General features: G+C 64.0%; 20 protein-coding genes, 1 tRNA gene and 1 pseudogene. 12 read left to right on the forward strand and 10 right to left on the reverse strand.

The genetic code is table 11. From position 1 onward, the window contains the following. Nucleotides 1–15: 15 nt before the first annotated feature. The 7 genes from X741_RS146060 (at nt 16) to X741_RS146030 (ending at nt 8,265) form a co-directional block, all read left to right on the forward strand. Nucleotides 16–1,686 (forward strand): ribonuclease J, encoded by a 1,671-nt coding sequence (locus X741_RS146060; RefSeq protein WP_023779184.1) that lies wholly within the window; start codon nt 16–18, stop codon nt 1,684–1,686. A gap of 101 nt (nt 1,687–1,787) precedes the next feature. Further along, nucleotides 1,788–2,192: a methylmalonyl-CoA epimerase gene (gene mce, locus X741_RS146055; protein ID WP_023779185.1), complete on the forward strand. Its 405-nt coding sequence runs from the start codon at nt 1,788–1,790 to the stop codon at nt 2,190–2,192. Then, nucleotides 2,189–2,473, forward strand: a complete 285-nt coding sequence (locus tag X741_RS146050) for a DUF1467 family protein (protein ID WP_023779186.1) — start codon at nt 2,189–2,191, stop codon at nt 2,471–2,473. Before mce ends, X741_RS146050 begins: the two co-directional genes overlap by 4 nt. A 654-nt stretch (nt 2,474–3,127) precedes the next feature. Continuing rightward, on the forward strand, nt 3,128–4,456 hold the full coding sequence (gene proS / locus X741_RS146045; protein WP_023779187.1) for a proline--tRNA ligase: 1,329 nt from the start codon (nt 3,128–3,130) through the stop codon (nt 4,454–4,456). Next, the gene (locus X741_RS146040; RefSeq protein WP_023779188.1) at nt 4,453–5,739 is read left to right on the forward strand and encodes a lipoprotein-releasing ABC transporter permease subunit; all 1,287 of its coding nucleotides are present in this window, start codon (nt 4,453–4,455) and stop codon (nt 5,737–5,739) included. The genes proS and X741_RS146040 overlap by 4 nt, the downstream gene beginning before the upstream one ends. Beyond that, entirely contained in the window at nt 5,736–6,419 is a 684-nt protein-coding gene (locus X741_RS146035) for an ABC transporter ATP-binding protein (protein WP_023779214.1), read from the forward strand. The genes X741_RS146040 and X741_RS146035 overlap by 4 nt, the downstream gene beginning before the upstream one ends. A gap of 595 nt (nt 6,420–7,014) precedes the next feature. After that, a complete protein-coding gene (locus X741_RS146030; protein WP_023779189.1) occupies nt 7,015–8,265 on the forward strand; it encodes a peptidase M50 in 1,251 nt (416 codons plus the stop codon). Between the two features lie 20 nt (nt 8,266–8,285). On the opposite strand, the gene lipB is transcribed toward X741_RS146030, so the two are convergent. Further along, nucleotides 8,286–9,029, reverse strand: a complete 744-nt coding sequence (gene lipB, locus X741_RS146025; RefSeq protein WP_023779190.1) for a lipoyl(octanoyl) transferase LipB — start codon at nt 9,027–9,029, stop codon at nt 8,286–8,288. Nucleotides 9,030–9,263: 234 nt separating this feature from the next. Between lipB and X741_RS146020 the strand changes: the two genes are divergently transcribed. Both X741_RS146020 and X741_RS146015 read left to right on the forward strand, forming a co-directional pair. Continuing rightward, a tRNA-Leu gene (locus tag X741_RS146020) sits at nt 9,264–9,348 on the forward strand. Between the two features lie 153 nt (nt 9,349–9,501). Further along, nucleotides 9,502–11,940 carry an FAD-dependent oxidoreductase gene (locus X741_RS146015; RefSeq protein WP_023779191.1) on the forward strand — a complete coding sequence of 813 codons (2,439 nt, stop codon included), beginning with the start codon at nt 9,502–9,504 and terminating at the stop codon, nt 11,938–11,940. A gap of 137 nt (nt 11,941–12,077) precedes the next feature. On the opposite strand, the pseudogene X741_RS1000000168845 reads toward X741_RS146015, so the two are convergent. From X741_RS1000000168845 to X741_RS145990, 6 genes and pseudogenes are all read right to left on the reverse strand, one after another. Beyond that, nucleotides 12,078–12,287, reverse strand: a pseudogene (locus X741_RS1000000168845) (4-hydroxy-tetrahydrodipicolinate reductase); the annotation flags it as partial. 186 nt (nt 12,288–12,473) lie between these two features. Beyond that, nucleotides 12,474–13,373: a succinate--CoA ligase subunit alpha gene (sucD, locus tag X741_RS146010; RefSeq protein WP_023779193.1), complete on the reverse strand. Its 900-nt coding sequence runs from the start codon at nt 13,371–13,373 to the stop codon at nt 12,474–12,476. A 14-nt stretch (nt 13,374–13,387) separates the two neighbouring features. Further along, nucleotides 13,388–14,572: a malate--CoA ligase subunit beta gene (locus X741_RS146005; RefSeq protein ID WP_023779194.1), complete on the reverse strand. Its 1,185-nt coding sequence runs from the start codon at nt 14,570–14,572 to the stop codon at nt 13,388–13,390. Between the two features lie 18 nt (nt 14,573–14,590). Continuing rightward, nucleotides 14,591–15,568 (reverse strand): CoA ester lyase, encoded by a 978-nt coding sequence (locus tag X741_RS146000; RefSeq protein ID WP_023779195.1) that lies wholly within the window; start codon nt 15,566–15,568, stop codon nt 14,591–14,593. A 13-nt stretch (nt 15,569–15,581) separates the two neighbouring features. Further along, nucleotides 15,582–16,772 carry an aminotransferase class V-fold PLP-dependent enzyme gene (locus tag X741_RS145995; protein ID WP_023779196.1) on the reverse strand — a complete coding sequence of 397 codons (1,191 nt, stop codon included), beginning with the start codon at nt 16,770–16,772 and terminating at the stop codon, nt 15,582–15,584. 137 nt (nt 16,773–16,909) lie between these two features. Next, nucleotides 16,910–17,578, reverse strand: a complete 669-nt coding sequence (locus X741_RS145990) for a response regulator transcription factor (RefSeq protein ID WP_023779197.1) — start codon at nt 17,576–17,578, stop codon at nt 16,910–16,912. A gap of 375 nt (nt 17,579–17,953) precedes the next feature. Here X741_RS145990 and mgtE point away from each other — a divergent pair, with 375 nt between their 5' ends. Next, nucleotides 17,954–19,366 (forward strand): magnesium transporter, encoded by a 1,413-nt coding sequence (gene mgtE, locus X741_RS145985; RefSeq protein ID WP_023779198.1) that lies wholly within the window; start codon nt 17,954–17,956, stop codon nt 19,364–19,366. A gap of 137 nt (nt 19,367–19,503) precedes the next feature. Next, nucleotides 19,504–19,890: a MerR family DNA-binding transcriptional regulator gene (locus tag X741_RS145980; protein ID WP_006203215.1), complete on the forward strand. Its 387-nt coding sequence runs from the start codon at nt 19,504–19,506 to the stop codon at nt 19,888–19,890. Between the two features lie 213 nt (nt 19,891–20,103). On the opposite strand, the gene X741_RS145975 is transcribed toward X741_RS145980, so the two are convergent. Next, nucleotides 20,104–20,580, reverse strand: coding sequence for an isoprenylcysteine carboxylmethyltransferase family protein (locus tag X741_RS145975; RefSeq protein WP_023763338.1), 477 nt, complete (start codon nt 20,578–20,580; stop codon nt 20,104–20,106). Next, nucleotides 20,577–21,575, reverse strand: a complete 999-nt coding sequence (locus X741_RS145970) for a DUF1624 domain-containing protein (RefSeq protein ID WP_023779199.1) — start codon at nt 21,573–21,575, stop codon at nt 20,577–20,579. The genes X741_RS145975 and X741_RS145970 overlap by 4 nt, the downstream gene beginning before the upstream one ends. Nucleotides 21,576–21,811: 236 nt before the next feature. Between X741_RS145970 and X741_RS145965 the strand changes: the two genes are divergently transcribed. After that, nucleotides 21,812–23,011, forward strand: coding sequence for an MFS transporter (locus X741_RS145965; protein WP_023779200.1), 1,200 nt, complete (start codon nt 21,812–21,814; stop codon nt 23,009–23,011). Between the two features lie 3 nt (nt 23,012–23,014). On the opposite strand, the gene X741_RS145960 is transcribed toward X741_RS145965, so the two are convergent. Further along, a complete protein-coding gene (locus X741_RS145960; RefSeq protein ID WP_023779201.1) occupies nt 23,015–24,208 on the reverse strand; it encodes an aromatic ring-hydroxylating dioxygenase subunit alpha in 1,194 nt (397 codons plus the stop codon). Nucleotides 24,209–24,224: the final 16 nt, after the last annotated feature.

Raw genomic sequence — 24,224 nt, forward strand, 5'->3', positions numbered from 1 at the left:
AGGAAGGGAAAAATCATGGCGAAAGCGGAAAACGCCGAACTCGTCTTCGTGCCGCTCGGCGGCGTCGGCGAGATCGGCATGAACTTCGCCCTCTACGGCTTCGGCCCGCCGAGCGCGCGCGAATGGATCGTCATCGATGTCGGCGTCACCTTTCCCGATGCGGCGCATCCGGGCGTCGACCTGATCCTGCCGGACACGCGATTCATCGAGGAGAACCTCGCCAACCTGCGCGGCATCATCATCACCCATGCGCATGAGGACCATTATGGCGCGCTGCTCGACACCTGGCCGAAGCTGAAGGTGCCGGTGTGGATGACGCCGTTCAGTGCCGGGCTGCTGGAAGCCAAGCGGCAGGGCGAACAGGGTGCGCCGAAGATCCCGTTGACGATCTACCGGGCGGGCGAGAAATTCACCGTCGGCCCGTTCGAGATCGAGGCCATTCCCGTCGCGCACTCGATTCCCGAGCCGATGTCGCTGGCGATCACCTCGCCGGCCGGCACCGTCATCCACACCGGCGACTGGAAGATCGACCCGGAACCGACGATCGGCCCGAAGACCGACGAAGCGCGCTTCCGTGCCTATGGCGACAAGGGCGTGCTGGCGCTGATCTGCGATTCGACCAATGCGCTGCGTGAAGGCGAGTCGCCTTCGGAAGTCGCGGTGGGCGAGGGCCTCAAGGGTGTCATCCAGGCCGCCAAGGGCCGCGTCGCCGTCACCACGTTCTCCTCCAATGTCGGGCGCATCGTCTCCATTGCCAGGGCAGCACGCGATGCCGGCCGTCAGTGCCTGGTGCTCGGCCGCTCGCTGAAGCGCGTCATCGATGTGGCCGATGAGCTCGGTTACATGGACGGCCTGCCGGAGTTCATCGCCGAGGAGGATTTCGGCTTCATCCCGCGCGAAAACCTCGTCATCATCTGCACCGGCAGCCAGGGCGAGCCGCTGGCAGCCCTTGCCAAGCTGTCACGCGACGAGATGAAATCGGTATCGCTGACGGCGGGCGACACGGTGGTGTTTTCCTCGCGTACCATTCCCGGCAACGAAAAGGCGATCCTCGAGATCAAGAACCGCCTCATCGATCTCGGCATCAAGATCATCGAGGACGGCGACGCGCTGGTGCATGTCTCGGGCCATCCCCGCCGCAGCGAACTGCGCAAGATGTACGAATGGGTGCGCCCGCAGATCGGCGTTCCCGTGCATGGCGAGGCCGCGCATCTGGTGGCGCAGGGATCGCTGATGTCGACCTCCGGCATCGGCCAGGTGGCGCAGGTGCGCGACGGCGACATGCTGCGGCTCGCTCCCGGCCCCGCCACGATCATCGACCAGGTGCCGTTCGGCCGCATCTACAAGGACGGCAATTTGATCGGCACCGACCAGGCGATGGGCATTCGCGACCGGCGCAAATTGTCCTTTGCCGGCCATGTCGCGGTCAATGTCGTGCTCGACGACAAATATGAACTGGCCGGCGATCCCGACCTTGTCGCTATCGGCGTCGCCGAGGCCGATGCCCGTGGCGAGACGCTGGAGGACCTGATGATCGATGCGGCCGTCGGCGCGGTGGATTCGATCCCCCGCCAGCGCCGAAAAGACCTCGACTTGGTGCAGGAGGCGGTGCGGCGCGCGGTGCGCGGCGCCGCCAACGAAGCCTGGGGCAAGAAGCCGCTGGTGACGGTGTTCGTCACAAGGTGACGAACAGGGGAATAAGGGAGTAGGGCAGTACGGCAGCAGGGAAGGCAAGTTGCGTTGTGCTCGTCCCTCGGTCCGTTTGCGTTACTGCCTGAGGAAAACCAATGCTTGAACGGCTGAACCATGTCGCGATTGCGGTGCCGGATCTGGCGGCGGCAATTGCTGCTTACCGTAATACACTTGGCGCCGAAGTGACGGAACCGCAGGCTTTGCCGGAGCATGGCGTCACGGTGGTGTTCGTCGATGTGGGCAACACCAAGATCGAGTTGCTGGAGCCGCTTGGCGAGGGCTCGCCGATCGCCGCGTTCCTGGCGAAGAACCCATCCGGCGGCATGCACCATCTCTGCTACGAGGTCGACGATATCGTGACCGCGCGTGACCAGCTCAAGGCCGCCGGCGCCCGCGTGCTCGGCGACGGCAACCCGAAGATCGGTGCGCACGGCAAGCCGGTGCTGTTCCTGCACCCGAAGGATTTCTTCGGCACGCTGATCGAACTGGAGCAATCATGAGCTGGGTTTCGTTCACCGCGCTGTTTTTCGCGACCTGGTGGGTGGTGCTGTTCGCCGTACTGCCGTTCAGCGTGAGGACGCAGGACGACGATAAGGACGTTACGCTGGGCACGGTGCCGAGCGCGCCGCGCGGGCCGCATATGCTGCGCGCCGTGATCCGCACGACCGTCGCCACGGCGGTCCTGATGGGCATTTTCTATGGCCTGACGCACGGGCTGGGATACAGCCTCAACGACATCCCGCACATCGTGCCGGATTTCGGCCAGACACCGGCGAAATAGAGCGCCCGGCAAGGCTGCTTGGAAGAGATCGGAGCGGTGCGGATGGGCTTGAAATGCCGCCACGCGCCGCCACCCTGCGCAAGCTGACGCTGGGTCATGTAAGCTGGCAACTCGCCGCGCTAACCAGATGATTGCACAAAAAAAATGCAAGGCACGAGGCCTTGCAATTAAACGCGTCCGATCTGTTTCCGGTTTCCGGCGGCAGCGAGTAACCGCGCCTAGATCGCATCCTCCCAAGACTTTGACCGCGTAGGAGAGCAGATTTGTCTCCGCCCTCTCGGTTATCGCGGGACATTAGCCTAAGCCGAATGAAAATGTCACGAAGAATTTTGCCTCGAAACAGGCATTCTCGTGCTGCACTGCACAATAGTATGGCATGCTTTGCTTTCGAAACGACCAGCAGTGGGCAAGGCAGCCTTTACGGCATGTTTTGCATTGACGCGCGCAAAGAATTGGAGGCCAAATCCGAAGAGGTTCGGCACGCTCGATTGCCAGCGCGGCCTGACCGGGAACCAAGGGATTCCGGGGCCTGAAGGCGCTGATGAGCGGCGATGCCCGGGTTTCCATTCCGCCATGAAATGGCTATGAAGCCGGGGCAAGCAAACCTGCGTCGCGCCGATTCTGGCGCGGCCGTTCTCATTCACGGACCAGTCCATGCGTTTGTCGCGCTATTTCCTGCCTATCCTGAAAGAAAATCCGCGCGAGGCCGAGATCGTCTCGCACCGGCTGATGCTGCGTGCCGGCATGATCCGCCAGCAGGGGCAGGGCAGTTTTTCCTGGCTGCCGCTCGGCAAGCGGGTGCTGGACAAGGTCTGCCAGATCATCCGCGAGGAGCAGAATCGCGCCGGTGCGCTGGAAATCCTGATGCCGACCATCCAGTCGGCCGATTTGTGGCGCGAAAGCGGCCGCTACGACGACTACGGCAAGGAGATGCTGCGCATCAAGGACCGGCAGGACCGCGACATGCTCTACGGTCCGACCAATGAGGAAGTGGTCACCGAAATCGTCCGCGCCTACGTCAAGTCCTACAAGGACCTGCCGCTCAATCTCTACCACATCCAGTGGAAGTTCCGCGACGAGGTGCGGCCGCGCTTCGGGGTCATGCGCTCGCGCGAATTCCTGATGAAGGACGCCTATTCCTTCGACCTCGATTTCGAAGGCGCCAAGGCGGCCTATAACAGGATGTTCGTGTCCTATCTCAGGACCTTCACGCGCATGGGCCTGCAGGCTATCCCGATGCGGGCCGATACTGGGCCGATCGGCGGCGATCTCAGCCACGAGTTCATCATCCTGGCCGACACGGGCGAGAGCCAGGTCTATTGCGATCGTGATTATCTGTCGCTCCAGGTGCCCGGCGAAAACACCGACTTCGCCAATGACGGCGAGATCGCCGACATCGTCAAGACGTGGACGACGCCTTACGCCGCCACCGACGAGATGCACGACGAAGCAGCGTGGGACAAGCTCGGCGAAGACGACCGGGTCTCGGCGCGAGGCATCGAGGTCGGCCATATCTTTCATTTCGGCGACAAATATTCCAAGCCCATGGGCGCCAAGGTGACCGGTCCTGACGGCAAGGATCATTTCGTCTCGGGCGGTTCCTACGGCATCGGCCCGTCGCGGCTGGTCGCGGCAATCATCGAAGCCAGCCATGACGAGAACGGCATCATCTGGCCGGAAGCCGTGGCGCCTTTCGACATCGGCGTGATCAACATGAAGGTGGGCGATGCCGACTGCGACCGCGTCTGCGACGAGCTTTATGCCGCCTTTGCCGATGCCGGCAAGGATGTGCTCTACGACGACACCGACCAGCGGCCGGGCGGCAAGTTCGCCACCGCCGACCTGATCGGCCTGCCCTGGCAGGTGATCGTCGGGCCGCGCGGCGTCGCCGCCGGCGAGGTCGAAATCAAGAATCGCAAGACCGGCGAGCGCGAGACGCTGCCGATCGCTGAGGCGAAAAAACGCTTCGGTGCCGCCGCATGAGCGAGGCGGCCGCGGCAAGATCGGCGGGCGCCGGTCCCTTTTCCGTCTTCGAACGCACGGTCGCATGGCGCTACCTGCGTTCGCGGCGCAAGGAGACGGTGATCTCGGTCATCGCCTCGATCTCCTTCCTCGGCATCATGCTGGGCGTTGCGACGCTGATCGTGGTGATGGCCGTGATGAACGGGTTCCGCGCCGAACTGTTGACGCGGATCCTTGGCGTCAACGGCCATTTGATCGTGCAGCCGATCGATTCGCCGCTCGATGACTACGCCCAGGTCGCAGGCCGCATCAACGGCGTGCCCGGCGTCAAATACGCCATCCCGCTGATCGACGGCCAGGTGCTGGCGCAAGGCAATGTCGGTGGCGGCACCGGCGCGCTGGTGCGCGGCATACGCAGTGAGGATCTCGGCAAGATCGCCATTGTCGCCAACAACATAAAGCAGGGTTCGCTCGCCGATTTCGACAGCGGCGAGGGCGTTGCCATAGGCAAGCGCATGGCCGAGAATCTCGGCTTGACGCTGGGCGACACCATCACGCTGATCTCGCCCGATGGCGACGTGACGCCGATCGGCACGACGCCGCGCATGAAGGGCTACAAGATCTCGGCGATCTTCGAAGTCGGCATGTCGGAATATGACACTTCCATCGTCTACATGCCGTTCTCAGAGGCGCAGCTCTATTTCAATATGGACGGGCGCGCGCAGACGATCGAGATCTATGTCGACAATCCCGATAATGTCGACGCGCTGAAACCGAAGGTGGAAGAAGCGGCACAGCGGCCGATCGACATGGTCGACTGGCGCCAGCGCAACGAGACCTTCTTTTCCGCCCTGCAGGTCGAGCGCAACGTCATGTTCATGATCCTGACGCTGATCGTGCTGGTGGCGGCCCTCAACATCATTTCCGGCCTGATCATGCTGGTGAAGGACAAGGGCCGCGACATCGCCATCCTGCGCACCATGGGCGCCTCGCGCGGCGCCATCCTGCGCATCTTCCTGATGACGGGGGCTGCGATCGGCGTCACCGGCACGCTCGCCGGCGTGCTGCTCGGTGTCGTCATCTGCACCAATATCGAATCGATCCGCCAGTTCTTCTCCTGGATGACCGGCAAGGTGCTGTTCAACCCCGAGCTCTACTTCCTCAGCCAGCTGCCGGCAAAAATGGATCCGCGCGAGACCACCTATGTCATCATCATGGCGCTCGCCCTGTCCTTCCTGGCAACGGTGTTTCCGGCATGGCGGGCAGCTCGCCTCGATCCGGTCGAAGCCTTGAGGTACGAATAATGGCCGAGGTCATTATCGAGCTGAAGAGCGTCGAGCGGCACTATGTCCAGGGGCCGCGCAAGCTCACCATCCTGAACGGCGCCGATTTTGCGCTGCGGCGCGGCGAGATGGTGGCGCTGGTGGCGCCGTCGGGCACCGGCAAGTCGACGCTGCTGCACACGGCGGGCCTGCTGGAACGCCCCGACGCCGGTGACGTCATCCTGTCCGGCCGGGCCTGCGGGCGGCTGTCCGACGATGAACGCACCTCGATACGCCGCAACGATGTCGGCTTCGTCTACCAGTTCCATCATCTGCTACCGGAGTTTTCCGCGCTGGAAAACATCATGATGCCGCAACTGATCAAAGGGCTGAGCCGCAAGGAAGCGTCCGAGCGCGCCGCGCAACTGCTCGACTACATGCAGATCGGCAAGCGCGCCTCGCACCGGCCGGCCGAGCTGTCCGGCGGCGAGCAGCAGCGCGTCGCCATCGCGCGCGCGGTCGCCAATGCGCCGCTGGTGCTATTGGCCGACGAGCCGACCGGCAATCTCGATCCGGTCACCGCCTCCTATGTTTTCGAGGCGCTGGGGGCGCTGGTGCGGCAGTCTGGACTCGCCGCGCTGATCGCCACCCACAATCACGAACTGGCCTCGCGGATGGACCGGCGCGTCACGCTGGCCGACGGTAAGGTGGTGCCGCTGTGAAGGTCCATTTCGTCATCCTAGGGCGGAGCTCCGCGAAGCGGAGCGCAGACCCTAGGATCCATGCCGTTACGTTCGAGACAAATACTGGGGTCGAGGATACGAGCCTCTGTCGGAGGGGTGATTCTGCACCGTAGCATCGCCTCTCGATCGCGGCATGGATCCTAGGGTCTGCGCGCGTCGCTCCGCTCCTTGCTCCGCCCTAGGATGACGAAACGATGGGCGTATGAGCCAATCGCAAAGGCATGTGATCTGCCACATAGCCCTGCCTGACACCCGTCAACCTTTTCTTAACCCTGCCGATTTGATCGCTCGAAGATTCCGGCCGCGGGCGGATTCTGCTCGTTGACTTTGAAACAAAATTAGAACAAATTGCGAACATATCAACAACAGGAGAGAGTTATGACCGATCTGGTTCAGGATGTCGTCTCGCTGGTTTGCATGAGTGCGTTTCTCGTTTCCATGGCGATCTGGATCGGAGCCATGTGATTTGGCGGCTTTCGTCGCCGCAGTTCCGGCGGGCGCGGCCGCCCCGCCGTTAAGCCTTTCTTGCCGCCGTGACGTTAGGGTTCTCCACCAAGGCAGGAGCAACGTCCAGGTGTCGCCCATCATCACCGCCATTCTGGTGGTCAGCAATCTCGGGCTGATCTTTCTCTTGATAACCGTGCCGCTTGGTTTGCGAACGGTCAGGTCCAGCCGCGTGGTTGCCATGGACCGGCAGCGTCTCTGGCAGGCGCTGTGGCCGCTCGGCAACGATGCCGGCTGGTCCGGCGAGATCCTGTCGGCGCAGATGCTGGACGGGGAGGGCGAGGCTCGCATCATGCTGTCGTGGGAAGGCCGCGACGGCAAGCCGATCGAGCGCAGGTCGAAGCTCGAAGACGTCGTCGAAGGCAGCAGCTTCACGATGCGCGTCATCGAGGACACCGCTCTCGATGGCTCGTTCTGGAAGGATTATAGCGAAACCACGGATCTCGCTTCGGAAGGCGGCGGCACGCGGGTGACGCTCGGCCGGACCGACCGCTACCGTGGCGTCGCCTTCCTGGTGTTCCGTTATTTCGCCATGCGCCGCGAACTTTCCAAGCTGCAGCGCTGGGCGGTCACTGGGCAGTATCGCAAGGGCGGCTGGTTCGAACATCCGCTGAGCCAGGTCGGTTTCGCCGTGCTGTCGGCATTGATCCTGTGGCCGTTCTTCGGGCTTCACCTCGGCGGGCTGGCGCTGGCCTCGATCCTGACGTCGGTCGTGGCCTTGCACGAGCTCGGCCACATGGCGGCGTTCCGCCTGATGGGCCACCGCAAGGCGCGGATGATCTTCATCCCGCTGCTCGGCGGCATCGCCATTGGCGGCCGGCCCTACAACAGCCGTTTCGAGGTGGCCTTCGTGGCGCTGATGGGGGCGGGGTTCTCCGCCTTCCTGGTGCCGATCGTCATTGCCGCCAGCGTGTTTGCCGGCGGCGAGGGGCACAAGGCCGCCGCCGCGCTGCTGGCGGCACTGGCGGGTTGTGCTGCCCTGTTCAACATCGCCAATCTGGTGCCGGTGTGGAAGTTCGACGGCGGCCAGGTGCTGCGCCAGATCTGCCCGGGGCCGATCGTGCTGGCGCTGGCCTCGTTCTTCCTGCTGTCCGCCTTCCTGGCGCTCGGCCGGCAGGCCGGCTTCTCATCAGGGTTCCTGATCGTGGCGGGAGCGGTCTTTTCGATCCTCAGCCTGCTGACGGTGGGCAGCGGGATAAAGCCGCGTCACGAACTGGAGCCGATCCGTACCGTCGATAGCTTCGCTATCGCCGGAGCGCTGCTGGCGGTATTCGTCATCCATGGCTGCGGTGTGTTGTGGGCGTCGGGGCAGCTAATTTAATCTGCCTGAACTCGAAAGGCTCAACCGGCCTTGCGGGCCGCTTCGACAGGCAAGGCGATGGCCGGACCAAAGACATCCTCGAAGGCGGATTTCAGAGCCAGATCGAGGTCGGCCATGCCAACGGGAAGGCCGAGGTCGACGAGGCTGGTGACGCCATGGTCCTGGACACCGCACGGCACGATGCCGCTGAAATGGGCCAGCTCCGGCTCGACATTGATGGCGATGCCGTGAAAGCTCACCCAGCGCCGCAGCCGGATGCCGATGGCCGCGATCTTGTCTTCGGCCGGCGAGCCGTCCGGCAGTGCGGGGCGATCGGGCCGCACCACCCAGACGCCGACCCGGTCCTCGCGGCGTTCGCCGCGCACGTTGAAGGCAGCGAGGGTGCCGATGATCCACTGTTCGAGCGCCGCGACGAAGGCGCGCACATCCTCGCGGCGCCGCTTCAGGTCGAGCATCACATAGGCAACTCGTTGGCCCGGCCCATGATAAGTGTATTCGCCGCCGCGTCCTGCCGAAAAGACCGGAAAGCGGTCAGGCTCGATCAGGTCCTCGATGCGGGCACTGGTGCCGGCGGTGTAGAGCGGCGGATGTTCGACCAGCCAGACCATCTCGCCGGCGGCACCGCTGCGGATCGCCTCGGCGCGCGCCTCCATGAAGGCAAGCGCGTCGGGATAGGCGGTGAGGCCGGGCTCGATGCGCCATTCGACCGGCGCTGACCCGGGCAGGGGCAGGAATGACGTGGCGATCTGGCTGCGTTCTGTCATGGCGTGTCGCTTTTTGCCCATGCATACCATAGCCCAAGACCGCCTTGCACTTTCGGGCGACATGCATTTGCTTCCATATGGCCTCAAACGGGCAAAACGTCCAGTTCCGGCCCAGTTTTCCAATCCTGTGGACCGTTATGCCAATCGCTTGAGATTATTGCTCGCGGCGCACTTGTTTCGCCGGAAACGATTTGCTACACGCCGCGAGCCGGTCGGTTCCGGCTCCTACCACGTGCGGTCGTGGCGGAATTGGTAGACGCGCAGCGTTGAGGTCGCTGTGGGGCAACCCGTGGAAGTTCGAGTCTTCTCGACCGCACCATTCTCTCCGATCCGGCTTGCCTCGGCGACAGTGCGCGCCAGCATGCAATGGTGCACCAATCGCCATTCGCCACGCCGGCGTCGCAAATGGCGTGACCGACGAGATCGCGCTTGCCTATAGTGCCCAGGACAACTCCATCCAGGGGCATCGCGTATGTTGGGCAATTTTCGGGCCGTGGTCGTCGGTGGCGGCTGTGTCGGCGCAGGCATTCTTTACGGCCTGGCGAAGCGTGGCTGGAGCGATGTCGCGCTGCTCGAGCGAACGCAGCTTACCGCCGGTTCGACATGGCATGCGGCGGGGCTGATACCCTCCTATGCGCGCAGCCTCAATGTCGGCCGCATGATCGCCAAGTCCATCGAGATCTATGAAGGCCTCGAAGCCGAAACCGGCCAGAAGGTCGGCTGGCACAAATGCGGCCAGCTGCGCATCGCCAACACACGCGACCGGCTCGACGAATACCGCAGCTACATGGATGTCGCCGAGGTCCAGGGCATCCGGGCGCGGATCGTGTCGCCCGCCGAGGCGCGCGAGATCTGGCCGCTGCTCGACAACAACGACATGCTGGGCGCGCTCTATCATCCCGATGACGGTCATATCGCGCCCGCCGACGTGACCCAGGCAATGGCCAAGGGCGCGCGCGACCTTGGCGCCAAGATCCATCTCGGCACCGAAGTGACGGGGTTCGAGCGGCTGCCGGGCGGCGAGTGGAAGGTCAGAACCTCGCGCGGCGACGTGATCTGCGAACACCTCATCCTCGCCACCGGCAATTATGCGCGCCAGACCGGCGCCATGCTGGGCCTCGACATTCCGGCAATCCCGATCGTGCATCAGTACTGGATCACCGAGGCGGTGCCCGAAGTCGTGGAGCGCAAGCGGCTTGGCCTTCCGGAAATGCCGATCCTGAGGGACGAGGGCTACGAGGGTTATCTGCGCGAAGAGGGAGACGGGCTGATGTTCGGCCCCTACGAGCGCACGGAACAGCTCAAGCTGTTCGCCGAGAACGGCGTGCCGGAATGGTTCGGCGCCGACCTGCTCGATGAGGATTTCGACGCCGTCTCCTGGAACTGGGAACGGGCGAGCGAACTGGTGCCCGCGCTCGGGCGCGCCGGCATCAAGCGGAACGTGCGCGGACCATTCCAGATGACGGCCGATGAACTGCCGCTGATGGGGCCGGCCTGGCGGCTTCAAAATGTCTGGCTCGCCGAAGGCGTGCCGGGCGGCATCCTGTGGGGCGGAGCGATCGGCCACTATCTTTCCGAGCGCATTGTCGAAGGCGGCAACAGCATCGACACGGCGGAACTGGATCCGCGACGCTTTGGCGACCATGCCAACAAGAACTGGACGCGTGAGAAGGTGCGGGAAGCCTGGGGCACCCATGCGGCACAGCATTATCCGGGCCAGGACATGCCGGCGGCAAGGCCGCAGAAGACGGCTCCTTCCTACGAGCGCCTGAGCCAGCTCGGCGCGGTGTGGGATGTCCTGAACGGCTGGGAAATGCCAAGCTGGTTCGCGCCTTCGGGTGTCGAGGCCCGCAATTCGTACAGTTGGCGCTGGACCGCCAAGGGCACCTATGTCGGCGAGGAAGTCCAGGCCGTGCGGCAAGCCGCCGGCCTGGTCGAAATGACGCCGATGACCAAGTTCCAGGTCGGCGGCCCGGGTGCCGAGCGCTGGCTCGACGGCATCCTCGCCAATCGCTTGCCGAAGCTCGGCGGCATCGCGCTCGCCCATCACCTGACGCCGGCCGGCGGCGTGCAGGCCGAATATGTGGTGGCGCGGCTGGGGAGCGACCTGTTCTACCTCGTCTCGACACCGCGCGCCGAGCGCTGGAACCACGACGACCTCAGCCGGCTGCTGCCGAAGGACGGCAGCGTGCACCTGAGCAATGTCACCAACGATCGCGGCAGCTTCACCGTGGTCGGGCCCAAAGCGCGCGACGTGCTGCAGCCGCTGACCGAGATCGATCTGTCGAACGAGGCTTTCCCGTGGTTCAGCGTCAAATCGGCGACCGTTGGCCTGGCCAGCGACGTGCGGCTGATGCGTGTCAACTATTCGGGCGAACTCGGCTGGGAGCTTTATCATCCGCTCTGCTACCAGCGGCATTTGCTGGATGCGCTTCTGGCGTCGGGACAGGCGCATGGGCTCAGGCTGGTCGGGCTGCAGGCGCTGGAATCGCTGCGTCTCGACAAGTCCTACCGCGCTATGTACCGCGACATGAATCTCGAATTGTCGGCCTGGGAAAGCGGTCTCGACCGCTTCGTGCGGCTCGACAAGGGCGACTTCATCGGCAGCACTGCCCTGGCTGCGAAGCAAAAGCAGGGTACGACGCGCCGGATCGTCACGCTGTCCATCGATACGGACGGGGCGAGCGCCTTTGCCTATGAGGGCGTCTATCGCGACGGCAAGCTTGTCGGCCGCGTCACCTCGGCGGGTTACTCCTATACGTTTGGCCACGACATAGCCTTGGCGCTGCTGCCGCTGGAGCTTGGCACGCCGGGGACAGCGCTGGAGGTTTCAATCCTCGGCGCGCGACGTCCGGCAAAGGTGATCGCGGACTCTCCTTATGATCCGGAAGGCGTCCGCGGGCGCATGTAGGAATCTCCGAGCACGTGGCGTCCTATAAGGGCTCGACCTTTGGTCCGTTCGGCAGATCGATCGTAACAACGAGGCCGTTTGGCTCGTTGTCATGCAACTCGATCTTGCCGCCGTGGCCCTGGATGATGTCGGCCGAAGACCTCGGCGTCCCAGTCGTTGGGATCGAGCGCTCTCGATGCTTCTTCGACCAATCCGACCAGCATGTTCGGCCCCACCGAAAAGCTGCTGGAGCGCAAGATGGCGACGGTCTTGGCGGCCTCGGCGATGTCGGCTAGTTCGGCGGCATCGAATCCGGTCGAGCCGATGACCAGGGCTGGCCCACCGCGGGCGGCACACAATCTTGCCAGCGTGTTTGAGAGCCGGCCCGCCAGAACGACAGGCTGGCAAGCCGGCCCGCCACCCGCCGTCCTGAACTGAACCGGCGTCAAGGCGCCGGCCCGCTCGGCTGTTTGGGAGAGGCCATTTGGGCGGCGCATTCAGATCGCGCCGCCTCGTGCTCCGGCAACTGCCCGCAGGCCGGCTGTTCCCGAACGTTACGCCGCCTTCTTCATCCTGGCCAGCGTATCGGCCACCACCTCGCCAAACGATGACGGCGTCGGCACGATTATCACCCCGGCCTCTTTCAGGATCTCGACCTTCTCCTGCGCCGATTCGCCGAAGGCGGAGATGATGGCGCCGGCGTGGCCCATGCGGCGGCCTTTCGGGGCGGAAAGGCCGGCGATGTAGGCGATCAGGGGCTTGCGCATGTTGTCGCGCGCCCAGATCGCGGCTTCCGCCTCCTGCGGTCCGCCGATCTCGCCGATCATCACCACGGCGTCGGTCTCGTCGTCCTGCTCGAACAGCTTCAGAATGTCCTTGAAGGAGGAGCCGTTGATCGGGTCGCCGCCGATGCCGACGCTGGTCGACACACCGATGCCGAGCGCCTTCATCTGCGAGGCGGCCTCGTAGCCCAGCGTGCCGGAGCGGCCGACGATGCCGATGCGGCCGGGCAGGTAGATGTTGCCGGGCATGATGCCCATCAGCGCCTGGCCTGGCGTGATGACGCCGGCGCAATTCGGCCCGATCAGCCGCATGCGGTCCTCGAAGCGGTAGCGGCGCATGTAGCGCTTGACCTGCATCATGTCCTGCGAGGGGATGCCGTCCGTGATGCAGATGCAGAGTTTTATCCCGGCGTCCGCCGCTTCCATGATCGAATCGGCGGCGAAGGGCGGCGGCACGAAGACGATGCTCGCCTCGGCGCGGGTCTCGCGCACCGCGCCCTTGACCGTGTTGAAGACGGGCAGGCCGAGATGCTTCTGGCCGCCTTTGCCGGGGGTGACGCCGCCGACAAGCTTGGTGCCGTAGCGTTTCATGTCCTCGGCGTGGAAACTGCCGATCTTGCCGGTAAACCCCTGGACGATGACGCGGGTGCTGCGGTTGAGCAGGATTGCCATTTTCTCGACCTCCCTCAGGCTGCTTTTTTCTTGGCGGCCGCGCGCCATGCGGCGACGGCTTTTTCGGCGGCTTCGGCCAGCGTGTCGGCGACGATCACCGCCTCGCCGGAATCGGCCAGGATGCGGCGTCCTTCCTCCGCCTTGGTGCCGGAGAGCCGCACCACCAAGGGCACGTTGACGCCGACCTCGCGGATCGCCTTGACGACGCCTTCGGCGACCCAGTCGCAGCGGTTGATGCCGGCGAAGATGTTGACCAGGATGGTCTCGACATTCTTGTCGCCGAGCACGGCGCGGAAGGATTTCGCCACCCGCTCGGGCGAGGCGCCGCCGCCGATGTCGAGGAAGTTGGCCGGCTCGCCGCCGGCGATCTTGATCATGTCCATCGTCGCCATGGCGAGGCCCGCGCCATTGATGATGCAGCCGATATTGCCGTCGAGGCCGACATAGGAGAGGCCGCGATCGCTGGCGAAGGTCTCGCGCGGGTCTTCCTGGCTCTTGTCGCGCAGCTCCGAGATTTCCGGCCGCCGAAACAGTGCGTTCTCGTCGAACGACATTTTTGCGTCGAGCGCGATCAGGCTGCCGTCGCGGGTCACCACCAGCGGATTGATCTCCAGCATGGAGGCGTCGTAGTCGCGAAATACCTGGTAGCAGCTGAAGATGGTCTCGGTCGCCTTGCCGATCAAATCGTGGTCGAGGCCGAGCCCGAAGGCGATCTCGCGTGCCTGGAAGCGCTGCATGCCGACGCCGGGATCGACCGATGTGCGCAGGATGGAATCGGGGGCCTTCTCGACGATGTCCTCGATCTCCATGCCGCCGGCGGCCGAGGCCACGATCATGACGCGCTCTTCCTTGCGGTCGAGGACGAAGCCGACATAGAGCTCCTGCGCGATGTCGACGGCTTCCTCGAGATAGAGCCTGGAGATCAGCTTGCCGCGTGGGCCGGTCTGCTGCGTCACCAGCTTGCGCCCAAGCATCGCTTCGGCGGCATTCGAGATCTCCTCGTCATTGGCGCACAGTTTGATGCCGCCGGCCTTGCCGCGCGCGCCGGAATGCACCTGCGCCTTCAGCACCCATTTGCCGCCGCCGATCTCGCGCGCCCTGTAGGTCGCCTGTTCGGGGCTGTAGGCCAGCCCGCCGCGCGGCACATGCACGCCGTGCCGTGCCAGCAGTTCCTTGGCCTGATATTCGTGGATGTCCATTTTTTCCTCCCTGAACAGTCAAAGTGCTGCGACGCGCGGCTCTCGTTGGCTAAGTTGGCCCGCGCGCTCGATCGCTTCGTTGACCACCAATACGTTTCTGGCCATGCGTTCCGACGCGGCGTCGATCATCTTGCCGTCGAGCGCGGCCGCTCCCTTGCCCTGCGCCTCGGCTTCCTTCAGCACTTCGAGGATGCGCCTGGCGCGCGTGACCTCTTTTTCCGGCGGCGAGAAGACGTCGTTGGCGAGTGCGATCTGCGAGGGATGGATCGCCCATTTGCCTTCGATCCCGAGTGCCGCAGCGCGCTTCGCGCCGGCGATGTAGCCTTCGGGATCGGAGAAATCGCCGAACGGCCCGTCGATGGCGCGCAGCCCATAGGCGCGGCAGGCGACCGTCATCCGCGACAGCGCGAAATGCCACTGGTCGCCGGGATAGTCGGGGTTGAGGCCGCCGATGTTGACGGTGCGTGCCTTGCAGCTCGCCGCATAGTCGGCGACGCCGAAATGCATGGCTTCCAGCCGTCCTGGCGTCGCGGCAATCGCCTCGACATTGGCCATGCCGAGCGCGGTCTCGATCAGCGCTTCGAGGCCGACGCGGGTCTTGAAGCCCTTGGCCATCTCGATCTGGTTGACCATGGCCTCGACCATGTAGAGGTCGGCCGGCACGCCGACCTTCGGCACCAAAATGGTATCCAACCGGTCGCCGGACTGTTCCATCACATCGACCACGTCGCGGTACATGTAGTGGGTATCCAGCCCGTTGATGCGCACCGAGACGGTCTTACCCTTGGCGCGCCAGTCGATGTCGTTAAGCGCCTGGATGATGTTCCTGCGGGCGCGCTCCTTGTCGGGCGGCGCGACCGCGTCCTCGATGTCGAGGAAGACGAAGTCGGCGGCGCTGTTGGCCGCCTTGTCGATCATCTCCGGGCTGGAGCCGGGAACCGCCAGCTCGCTGCGCTGCAGCCTGAGTTTCTTCAAATGGTTGATGGTGTGGCTCATCGTCGGCTCCCTCTCACGCCGCTTCGGCGACCGGCACCGCGGCCGAGGCGCGAAAATGCTGGATGGCGGCGCCGACGCCGGAGCCGGGCGCCAGCCGCACGCCGCAATCGAGCAATGCCATTTCGGCCGCCGACAGCGAGGCCAGCACCATCACCTCGTTCAGCCAGCCGAGATGGCCGATGCGGAAGACCTTGCCGAACACCTTGTTGAGACCGCCGCCGAGCGAGGTCCGGTAGGTCTGGTAGGCACGCTTGACGACGTCGCCGCTGTCGATGCCTTCCGGCACCAGGATGGCGCTGACTGTATCGGAATGCCACTTCGGCGCTTTGGCGCAGAGTTTCAGGCCCCAGGCGTCAACCGCCTTGCGCACGCCTTCGGCAAGGCGATGGTGACGGGCGAAGATGTTGTCCAGCCCTTCCTCGGCGATCAGGTCGAGCGAGGCGCGCAGGCCGCGCAGCAGCTGCGTTGCCGGCGTGTAGGGGAAATAGCCGGCGTCGTTGGCGCGGATCATGTCCTCGAAGGAGAAGAAGCAGCGTTGGTGGGCCGCAGTTCTCGATGCGACAAGCGCCTTCTTGCTCACCGACAGGAAGCCGAGGCCGGCGGGCAGCATGAAACCCTTCTGCGAGCCGCTGACGGCGCAGTCGACGCCCCATTCTTCCTGACGGAAGTCGATCGAGCCGATCGACGACACGCCATCGACGAAGAGCAGGGCAGGGTGGTTTGCCTCATCGAGCGCGGCGCGGCAGCCGGCGACGTCGCTGGTGACGCCGGTCGCCGTCTCGTTCTGCGTGCAGAAGACGGCCTTGATGCGGTGCGTCTTGTCGGCCTTCAGCCTCTCCGCATAGAGTTCGAGCGGGACGCCGGTTCCCCATTCGCAGTCGATGACGTCGACCTCGAAACCCAGCAGCTCGGCCATGTCGACCCACAGATGCGAGAACTGGCCGAAGCGCGACATCAGCACGCGGTCGCCGGGGCTGAGCACATTGGTCATCGCCGCTTCCCAGGCGCCGGTGCCGGAGGACGGGTAGATGAAGACGCGGCCGGTCTCGTTCTTGAAGACGCGTTTGATATCCTCGAACAGCGGCAAGGTGAGATCGGGGAAGGATGCGGCGCGCATGTCCTCCATCGGCAGGTTCATCGCCTGCCGGACCTGTTCGGGGATGTTGGTCGGCCCGGGAATGAAAAGATGGGTGAAACCGGCCATGGTGCGAACTCCTCCTGATCCAGCAAAGCGGTGATGGGGAGTTTCGTTTCGACGGCCAATGCCGACAACACCTTGGCGGGTAACATCTCGCCGCGCGCGGGTGGGGTGGGCCTACCCGGTTGGCCTACCCGCTTGCCTTAGCCGAAAGGCTGCTTCTGGGTGCGCCTCTCGCGTGAATAGAGCGCGACGGCCATCGCCCGATTGCGGACGTCGAGCTTGTCGTAGAGATTCTTGAGGTGGTACTTTACCGTGTTCTCGGAAATGCCGGTCCGTGTCGCGATCTGCAGATTGGTCCAGCCGTCGGAAAGCACCGCCAGCAGCTCGCGCTCACGGACCGTGAGCTGCGCCAGGGGCGTGTCGTTGACCTTGTTGATGTCGATGTAGGGGATGCAGATGCGTCCATGCGCGACCGCCAGGATCGTCTCGAAGATAATATGCGGATCGTCGAACTGGAAGCAGTAGCCCTGGGCCCCGAGCCGCACGCACTGCTTCAGGATGCCGATGTCATGGTCGTTTGAAAACACGGCGATGCGCACGGGGAGCTTGCTGGCCTGGATTTCGGCCAGGACATCGGCGCCGTCCATGTCGGCGAGCTTCCAGCCGATGACGGCGACGTCGAATTCGCGTGCCGTCGCCAGTTCCAGGAAATGCTTGCCGCTCTGCACCGATGCCAGGAGTTCGAAGCGTCCGTCGCATTCCAGCATTTCGCGCAGGGCCGATATGACGAGCGGATTGCGTTCGGCGACGACCACGCGAACGCGCCGGTCGCCAACTGCCTTGCTCGTTTTCCCGGGTTTGCTGTTCAAGGGCGGTTTTTGTCCTGGGCTGATCGTGCCGCAACTCGGAGGCCAGGCTTCAGGCCCGGATCCGTATCATGACAATTCTGCCGCAATCGCGCCGGGGTGCTCTTTCCCCAGCGACATCGGCTGTCGCGCCGTCAGAAGCCGGGATTCGCTGGTTTTGATGGGAAAGGCATTGCCAGGTCAGGCATCGGCGATGTGCTCGCCAGGTGGCGCGGAGCAAGCGTTTCGTTTGATATTCCGTGCCTTAGGACGATAAGTTCTCGAAATCGAATCGCGTCTTCAAGCGAGATGCAACGGATTTCCGCGAAACCGGTTTTCGCTTTAAGGTTCGATGCTCTAGACCTGAGACAGAATATTTCGGGATGGCGGGAGGCGCTGATGGAGGACAAGCAGACGACCTCCGCCAAGGCGGCTGACGACATCCACGCCGACATCTATGGCGAGGACGGCGCGGTGCTTTCGTCCTTCCTTGCCCACATCGGGGCCGCGATCGCCGACCGCGATACGCCGACCCTCAAGCATGAAGTCGACCACCTGCACCAGTCGGAACTCGGCGACCTAATCGAGGCGCTGCATCCCGAGCAGCGGCGGACCCTGGTCGAGCTCCTGGGCGCCGATTTCGACTTTTCCGCGCTGACCGAGGTCGACGAGGCGATTCGCATGGAGATCGTCGATCAGCTGCCCAATGCGCAGATCGCGCAGGCGGTGCAGGAACTCGATTCCGATGACGCGGTCTACATTCTCGAAGACCTCGAGAAGGAAGACCAGGACGAGATCCTGTCGCAGCTGCCGTTCACCGAGCGGATCAGGCTGCGCCGCTCGCTCGACTATCCGGAGGAGACCGCCGGGCGGCGCATGCAGACCGAGTTCGTCGCGGTGCCACCGTTCTGGACCATCGGTCAGACCATCGACTACATGCGCGAGGACAAGAACCTTCCCGACCGCTTCAGCCAGATCTTCGTCATCGATCCGAGCTTCAAGCTGCTCGGCGCCATCGATCTCGACCAGATCCTGCGCACCAAGCGCACGGTCAAGGTCGAGGAGGTGATGCACGAGACGCGCCACGCCATCCCGGCCACCATGGACCAGGAGGAGGCGGCGCGGGAATTCGAGCAATACGATTTGCTTTCGGCCGCCGTCGTCGACGAGAACGAGCGGCTGGTCGGCGTTTTGACCATCGACGATGTCGTCGACGTCATCCAGCAGGAAGCCGAGGAAGATCTGCTGCGCATGGGCGGCGTCGGCGACGAAGAGCTTTCCGACAGCATCCTTTCGACCTCGCGCTCGCGCGTTCCCTGGCTGCTGGTCAACCTCCTGACCGCATTCCTGGCGGCTTCGGTGATCGGCCTGTTCGATCACACGATCGAGCGGATCGTGGCGCTTGCCGTGTTGATGCCGATCGTGGCCGGCATGGGTGGCAACGCCGGTTCACAGACCATGACCGTCACCGTGCGGGCACTAGCGACCAGGGACCTCGACATCTACAATGCCGGCCGCATCATCCGCCGCGAAATGGGGGTGGGCTTCATCAACGGCATCGTTTTCGCCATCCTGATCGGCATCGTCGCGGCCGCCTGGTTCCACGATGTCAATCTGGGCGGCATCATCGCGGCGGCGATGATCATCAACATGTTCGTCGCCGCACTCGCCGGCATCCTGATCCCGCTGCTGCTCGACCGATTCAAGATCGATCCGGCGGTGGCGTCGGCGGTCTTCGTCACCACCGTCACCGATGTCGTTGGTTTTTTTGCCTTCCTCGGCCTTGCCACTTGGTGGTTCGGGGTCCGGTGATCGAGCTCAATTGACTTTTACGTAAATGCCATGCGAGGCTCGCGCGGGGTGCCGTGTCGATTCCGGCGCGGCAAGGGTTTGATTCGGACGAGGCGACGCATGGCGTTCGCCAGGGTTTCCGGCGTGTGGGAGTGACGATGCGGGAATATTATTCGATCACCGAACTGACCCGCGAATTCGACGTGTCGACGCGGACACTGCGCTTCTATGAAGATGAGGGGCTGGTGCAGCCGGTGCGGCGTGGCCGCACGCGGCTGTTTCGTCCCTCCGACCGCCACCTCATCCGGCAGATCATGCGGGGAAAACGGCTCGGCTTCTCGATCAACGAGATCCGCGAAATCATCCAGATGTACAAGGAGCCGCCAGGCGAGGTCGGGCAACTCAAGCTGATGATCAAGCGGATCGAGGAAAAGCGCGAGGATCTCCGGCAAAAGCGCCGCGATCTCGAGGAGACGCTGGCCGAACTCGACCAGGCCGAGGAGTCCTGTGTGGAGCGGCTGGTGGAACTTGGGGTCAATACCTGAGGGGCCAGATTCTATCGCGCGTTTGAGCGACAAACGTTCGTGATTGGCCGGAGCGTTTCGAACTTCGTCATCCTCGGGTCTGCGCTGCGTCGCTGCGCTCCTTGCTCCGCCCGTGGATGAGGACGGGATAGGCGTTCGGCCAATCGCCGAGGTATGCCGCCTCATCGGCCAAGAGCTGTCAAAATCTCTGCGCCGCGGAATACAGGCCCCGGCTCAGATCCAGCGCCGCACTCTCTTTGCGTAATCCCGGTATTTCTTGCCGAACTTTGCCGCCAGCACCTTTTCCTCGCCCTCGATGGCGAGCTTCTGGGTGGCGAAGGCCGCGATGAACGCCAGCGGCAGAAACCAGACGATGCCCGTGACGAAGGCGACGCCGATCAACAGCAGCGTGTTGGCCAGATACATCGGGTTGCGGGTGATGCCGAAGGGGCCTGACGTGACGAGATGGTCGGGCATCGCGTTGGGATTGAGCGTCGTCTTGGCCCGGACCATCGTGCGGATCGCCGTGAACCAGAGTGCCGCGACGCCGAACAGCGCCACCCAGCCGGCGGCGAACAGGATGTCGCCCAGGAGGTCGCCGATCCAGGGCAGGGGATAGAGCATGCCGAGAATGATGCTGATGGCGATGGCGGCGGTGTAAATCACCGGCGGCCACGGTATCCCTCCTGGCTTCGGCTGGCTGTCGGTCATTGCTGTCCCCCCTCGGTCATCTTGTCGTCGGTCTGGGCCGTGCAGGTGCCGGCCAGATCGCCCAGATGTGCCTTCCATTGCGCAGTCTGATCGTTGTTGTAGAGCCGATCAAGCGAGGATTCGCCCTCCAGCGTGTCGAGCATGCAGCTACAATAGCTCGAACAGAACTTGGCGTCGCGCGACTGCTCGCACGAGATCTGGCAGGTCTTCAGGAAATTGACCTGCGGGGTTTCGACCTTGGCTGGCATCACCTGCGAGAACAGCCAGACGCAACCGATCAGCAGCGGCTGGTGGATCAGGTAGAAGGCGAGGCTGTGTCGGCCGATGAAGACCAGCGGATTGGCCCAGCGGCCGGCCGTCAGGCTTGCCAGGCGCGCCCGCATGCCGGAAGCGGAGGCAAGTTTCGCGACACCGATGCCGACAAGCACCGCGCCGAACCATGGAAACAGCGGCACATAGTCGTTGGAACGAGGATTGATCGCCGACAGGCCTATCCACCACAGCCAGGGATGATCCAGGGCCTCGAAGCGCTGATAAACCGGCGCCGCAATAACCAGTGCCGCCACAAGCAGGGTCAGCAACGCCGGCAGGCGCAGGAAGGCGAGGCCGAGCAGGCTGGCGAGCGCGATCTCGTGCAGGATGCCGAAAAAGATGAAGCCGTCCGGCGTCGCGATGCGGGTGACGATCGAGATGGCGACCGCGGCGCCGGCAACCATGGCGAACCGCTTCCAGAAGCCGTTCCAGCGGATTTGCCGGCCATGGGCAAGGTACAGGCTGACGCCGACCAGGAACAGGAAGGTCGAAGCGATGCAGCGGGCGTAGATCTTCCACCAGCCGAAGGCTGTGAGGCCGGGGTCGGTGTAGCCGAAGAACTCCAGATCCCAGGTGAAGTGGTAGCTCGCCATGGCGAGCAGCGCGATGCCGCGCAGGATGTCGATGGCGACGATGCGTTTTGGCTGATTCTGGACGGGTGCGGTCGGCGTGTCGATGGTCATGGTCTCGCGATCTGATTCAGCCCCGCCTTGAGGACTATCACGGTTGGCCGGGACAGAAGAAGACCGGGTTCCTCGGCACGGCGCCGCGTGGGCGCAGGCCATGTCGGATGCCGCTTTGGGCCAGCGCCGGAAAGGCTTTGACCAACTCGCTTTTCGCCGCCTGCGCGTCGGTTTCCTCTTAATGGCCCGGAAACGGCCAAGGCAGATTTGACGGGTGATTCTGCTTTGGGGAAGCAATGTCGACCCATGTGCGCCATCCGATCTGGCTCCCGGCCCTCAAGGCCGCGGACGCGCGCACCTTCGCCTCGCTCTACGCAGTCGAATCCTTTGCGCGCGCCACGGTGTCCAGCGTCATTCCGATCCAGGCCTATGAAATACTGCACAACGAGCAGATGGTCTCCATCCTCTACACCATCGTGGCGCTGCTTGGCCTGTCGGTGACCCTGTTCATGCCGATGCTGATCCGCCGCTTTGCGCGGCGCTGGGTCCACACCGCAGGGGCCTGCCTGCTCGCCATCGGCTCGCTGTTCTTCGTCACCCACACGCTTGCCGGACAAGTAGCGGGGATGCTGTGCCGGGTGATGGGCGCCAGCGCGCTGTCGATCACGCTCAACCTCTACATCATGGACCACATCCGCAAGACAGACTTCATGCAGGCCGAATCGCTGCGCATGGCGTGGTCGATGTTTGCCTGGACCGGCGGGCCGACGCTCGGCATTTTCCTCTACGCGCATTTCGGCATCTATGCCGCGCATGGCGCGGTGGCGGCGTTCGCCGTGGCCTTGCTGGCGCTGTTCTGGTTCTATCGGCTTGGTGACAACCAGTCGATCCAGCCGGGCAAGACACGACCGGTCAATCCGCTCGCCAATATCGGCCGCTTCGTCGCGCAGCCGAGGCTGAGGCTAGCGTGGCTGATTGCCTTCGGACGCTCCTGCTTCTGGACGACCTTCTTCGTGTACGGCCCGCTGTTCATGGTGATCACCGGCGAAGGCGAACTGACCGGCGGTCTGCTGGTCTCAGCCGGCAACGCGCTGTTGTTCATGGCCATCTTCTGGGGCAAGGCCGGAAAACGTTTTGGCGGCCGGCGCACCATGACGTTTGCCTATTTCGCCATGTCGGCAATGCTGCTGGCCGCGGGCACAGTGGGAGCGACGGCGCCGCTGCTGACCGGCGCTTTCCTGCTTGGCGGCGCGTTCTTCACGATTGCGCTGGATGCATTGGGCTCGACCGCCTTCATGCGCTCGGTACGCTCCTACGAAAGGGCGCAGATGGCGGCGGTCTACCGCACCTATCTCGATTTTTCCGAGCTGACGCCGCCGCTGGTCTATTCCGTGGTGCTGATCTTCTTCGGGCTCGGCTCGGTGTTCGTCACGCTGAGCTTGCTGGCCGCGGTTTGCGGCTTCGTGACCTGGCGTTATCTGCCGAAGTCACTGTGACGGTCACGGCGAAAGCGCCGTGTGGCGCTCGCGCACCCATTTGTGGAAGCGGTGCAGATCATATTCCTCGGGCATCAGCACGCCGGCTTTGTGGCGCATGGAGCGCAGCCCTTTCTGGTTGACCTCGCAGATCGCCGCGTCCTCCTCCAGCACCTGCGTGCCGAAGGCGACTATGTTGTCGATGTCGGCCGACGGGTCGCCGAGCGCTCCGGGCGCGAACAGCCATTCCGCGACAAGACCGGTCTGTTCGGGACCGAGCGGCACCAGCCGCACGGTCCGGACATAGTCGACGTGACCGACGACGAACATCGAGGGCAGGCTGGTGGCGTAGGTCTGGCCGGCGGCGCGCTCGGCCGGCGTCAAGCCTGCGAAGACCGGTGCATGGGTCTTGCCGTCGCGCGACCAGGTTTCCGCGCCGACGCGCAGGCCACCGGAAAATTCCGGCGCGTCATTGTCGGCGTGGCGCACCCATTCGGGGTCATCATGCCGGCTCATCAGGCCGCGGCCATAGATCGGCACCAGCCGCGACAGATCCTTGTGAACGCCGGGGCAGTGCAGGCACTCGTTGAAGTTTTCCCAAAAAATCTTCCAGTTGCAGTTCATCACCTTGCGCAGCACATGGCCTGATACCAGCGTTTCCAGCGGCCAATTGCCGAGATCGCCGCAGGCGGGATCGAATGAGGCCTGCGCCGAGCCGGCCGCGCCCTCCTGCAAATTCGCGCCCTCCTGCAAATTGACGAACACGAAGCCGCGCCACACCGAGAGCGCGACGCGATAGAGCGGATGGTCGGCCTTGTCGAAGCCTTCGGGCAGCGATTTCGACGGCACGCGCACGAGGTCGCCGCGCAGCGAATAGGACCAGGCATGATAGGGGCAAGTGATCAGCCGCGCCTTCAGCCGGCCTTCGCTTTCCTGGCACAGCTGCGAGCCGCGATGCCGGCAGGTGTTGTGGAAGGCGCGCAGTTCGCCGGTCTCGTCGCGCAGCACGACGATTTCCTGCGTGCCGACGCGGAAGGTGCGGAAAGCCAGCGGTTGGGCGAGATCGGCTTCCCGGCAGACGAGCAGCCAGCTTCGATACCAGATCGCATCGAGGTCGCGCTGATAGCTCTCGCCGTCCCAATAGTCCGATGACGGCAACGTCGCTTCAGCCCGGGTCAGGCCGTTGTAGCGATCGCGTTCGCTGGCATTGGGCTGCAGGGCTGGGGGCTGCATG

This window comes from Mesorhizobium sp. LNHC221B00, from assembly GCF_000502935.1.
In the GTDB taxonomy this organism is placed as follows: Bacteria; Pseudomonadota; Alphaproteobacteria; order Rhizobiales; family Rhizobiaceae; genus Mesorhizobium; species Mesorhizobium opportunistum.

Excerpts from the sequence above, each read along its gene's own strand:
- X741_RS146060 (WP_023779184.1), top strand. The coding sequence starts at position 16 with ATGGCGAAAGCGGAAAACGCCGAACTCGTCTTCGTGCCGCTCGGCGGC.
- mce (WP_023779185.1), top strand. The coding sequence starts at position 1,788 with ATGCTTGAACGGCTGAACCATGTCGCGATTGCGGTGCCGGATCTGGCG.
- X741_RS146050 (WP_023779186.1), top strand. The coding sequence starts at position 2,189 with ATGAGCTGGGTTTCGTTCACCGCGCTGTTTTTCGCGACCTGGTGGGTG.
- proS (WP_023779187.1), top strand. The coding sequence starts at position 3,128 with ATGCGTTTGTCGCGCTATTTCCTGCCTATCCTGAAAGAAAATCCGCGC.
- X741_RS146040 (WP_023779188.1), top strand. The coding sequence starts at position 4,453 with ATGAGCGAGGCGGCCGCGGCAAGATCGGCGGGCGCCGGTCCCTTTTCC.
- lipB (WP_023779190.1), bottom strand. The coding sequence starts at position 9,029 with ATGACAGAACGCAGCCAGATCGCCACGTCATTCCTGCCCCTGCCCGGG.
- X741_RS146015 (WP_023779191.1), top strand. The coding sequence starts at position 9,502 with ATGTTGGGCAATTTTCGGGCCGTGGTCGTCGGTGGCGGCTGTGTCGGC.
- sucD (WP_023779193.1), bottom strand. The coding sequence starts at position 13,373 with ATGGCAATCCTGCTCAACCGCAGCACCCGCGTCATCGTCCAGGGGTTT.
- X741_RS146005 (WP_023779194.1), bottom strand. The coding sequence starts at position 14,572 with ATGGACATCCACGAATATCAGGCCAAGGAACTGCTGGCACGGCACGGC.
- X741_RS146000 (WP_023779195.1), bottom strand. The coding sequence starts at position 15,568 with ATGAGCCACACCATCAACCATTTGAAGAAACTCAGGCTGCAGCGCAGC.
- X741_RS145995 (WP_023779196.1), bottom strand. The coding sequence starts at position 16,772 with ATGGCCGGTTTCACCCATCTTTTCATTCCCGGGCCGACCAACATCCCC.
- mgtE (WP_023779198.1), top strand. The coding sequence starts at position 17,954 with ATGGAGGACAAGCAGACGACCTCCGCCAAGGCGGCTGACGACATCCAC.
- X741_RS145980 (WP_006203215.1), top strand. The coding sequence starts at position 19,504 with ATGCGGGAATATTATTCGATCACCGAACTGACCCGCGAATTCGACGTG.
- X741_RS145975 (WP_023763338.1), bottom strand. The coding sequence starts at position 20,580 with ATGACCGACAGCCAGCCGAAGCCAGGAGGGATACCGTGGCCGCCGGTG.
- X741_RS145970 (WP_023779199.1), bottom strand. The coding sequence starts at position 21,575 with ATGACCATCGACACGCCGACCGCACCCGTCCAGAATCAGCCAAAACGC.
- X741_RS145965 (WP_023779200.1), top strand. The coding sequence starts at position 21,812 with ATGTCGACCCATGTGCGCCATCCGATCTGGCTCCCGGCCCTCAAGGCC.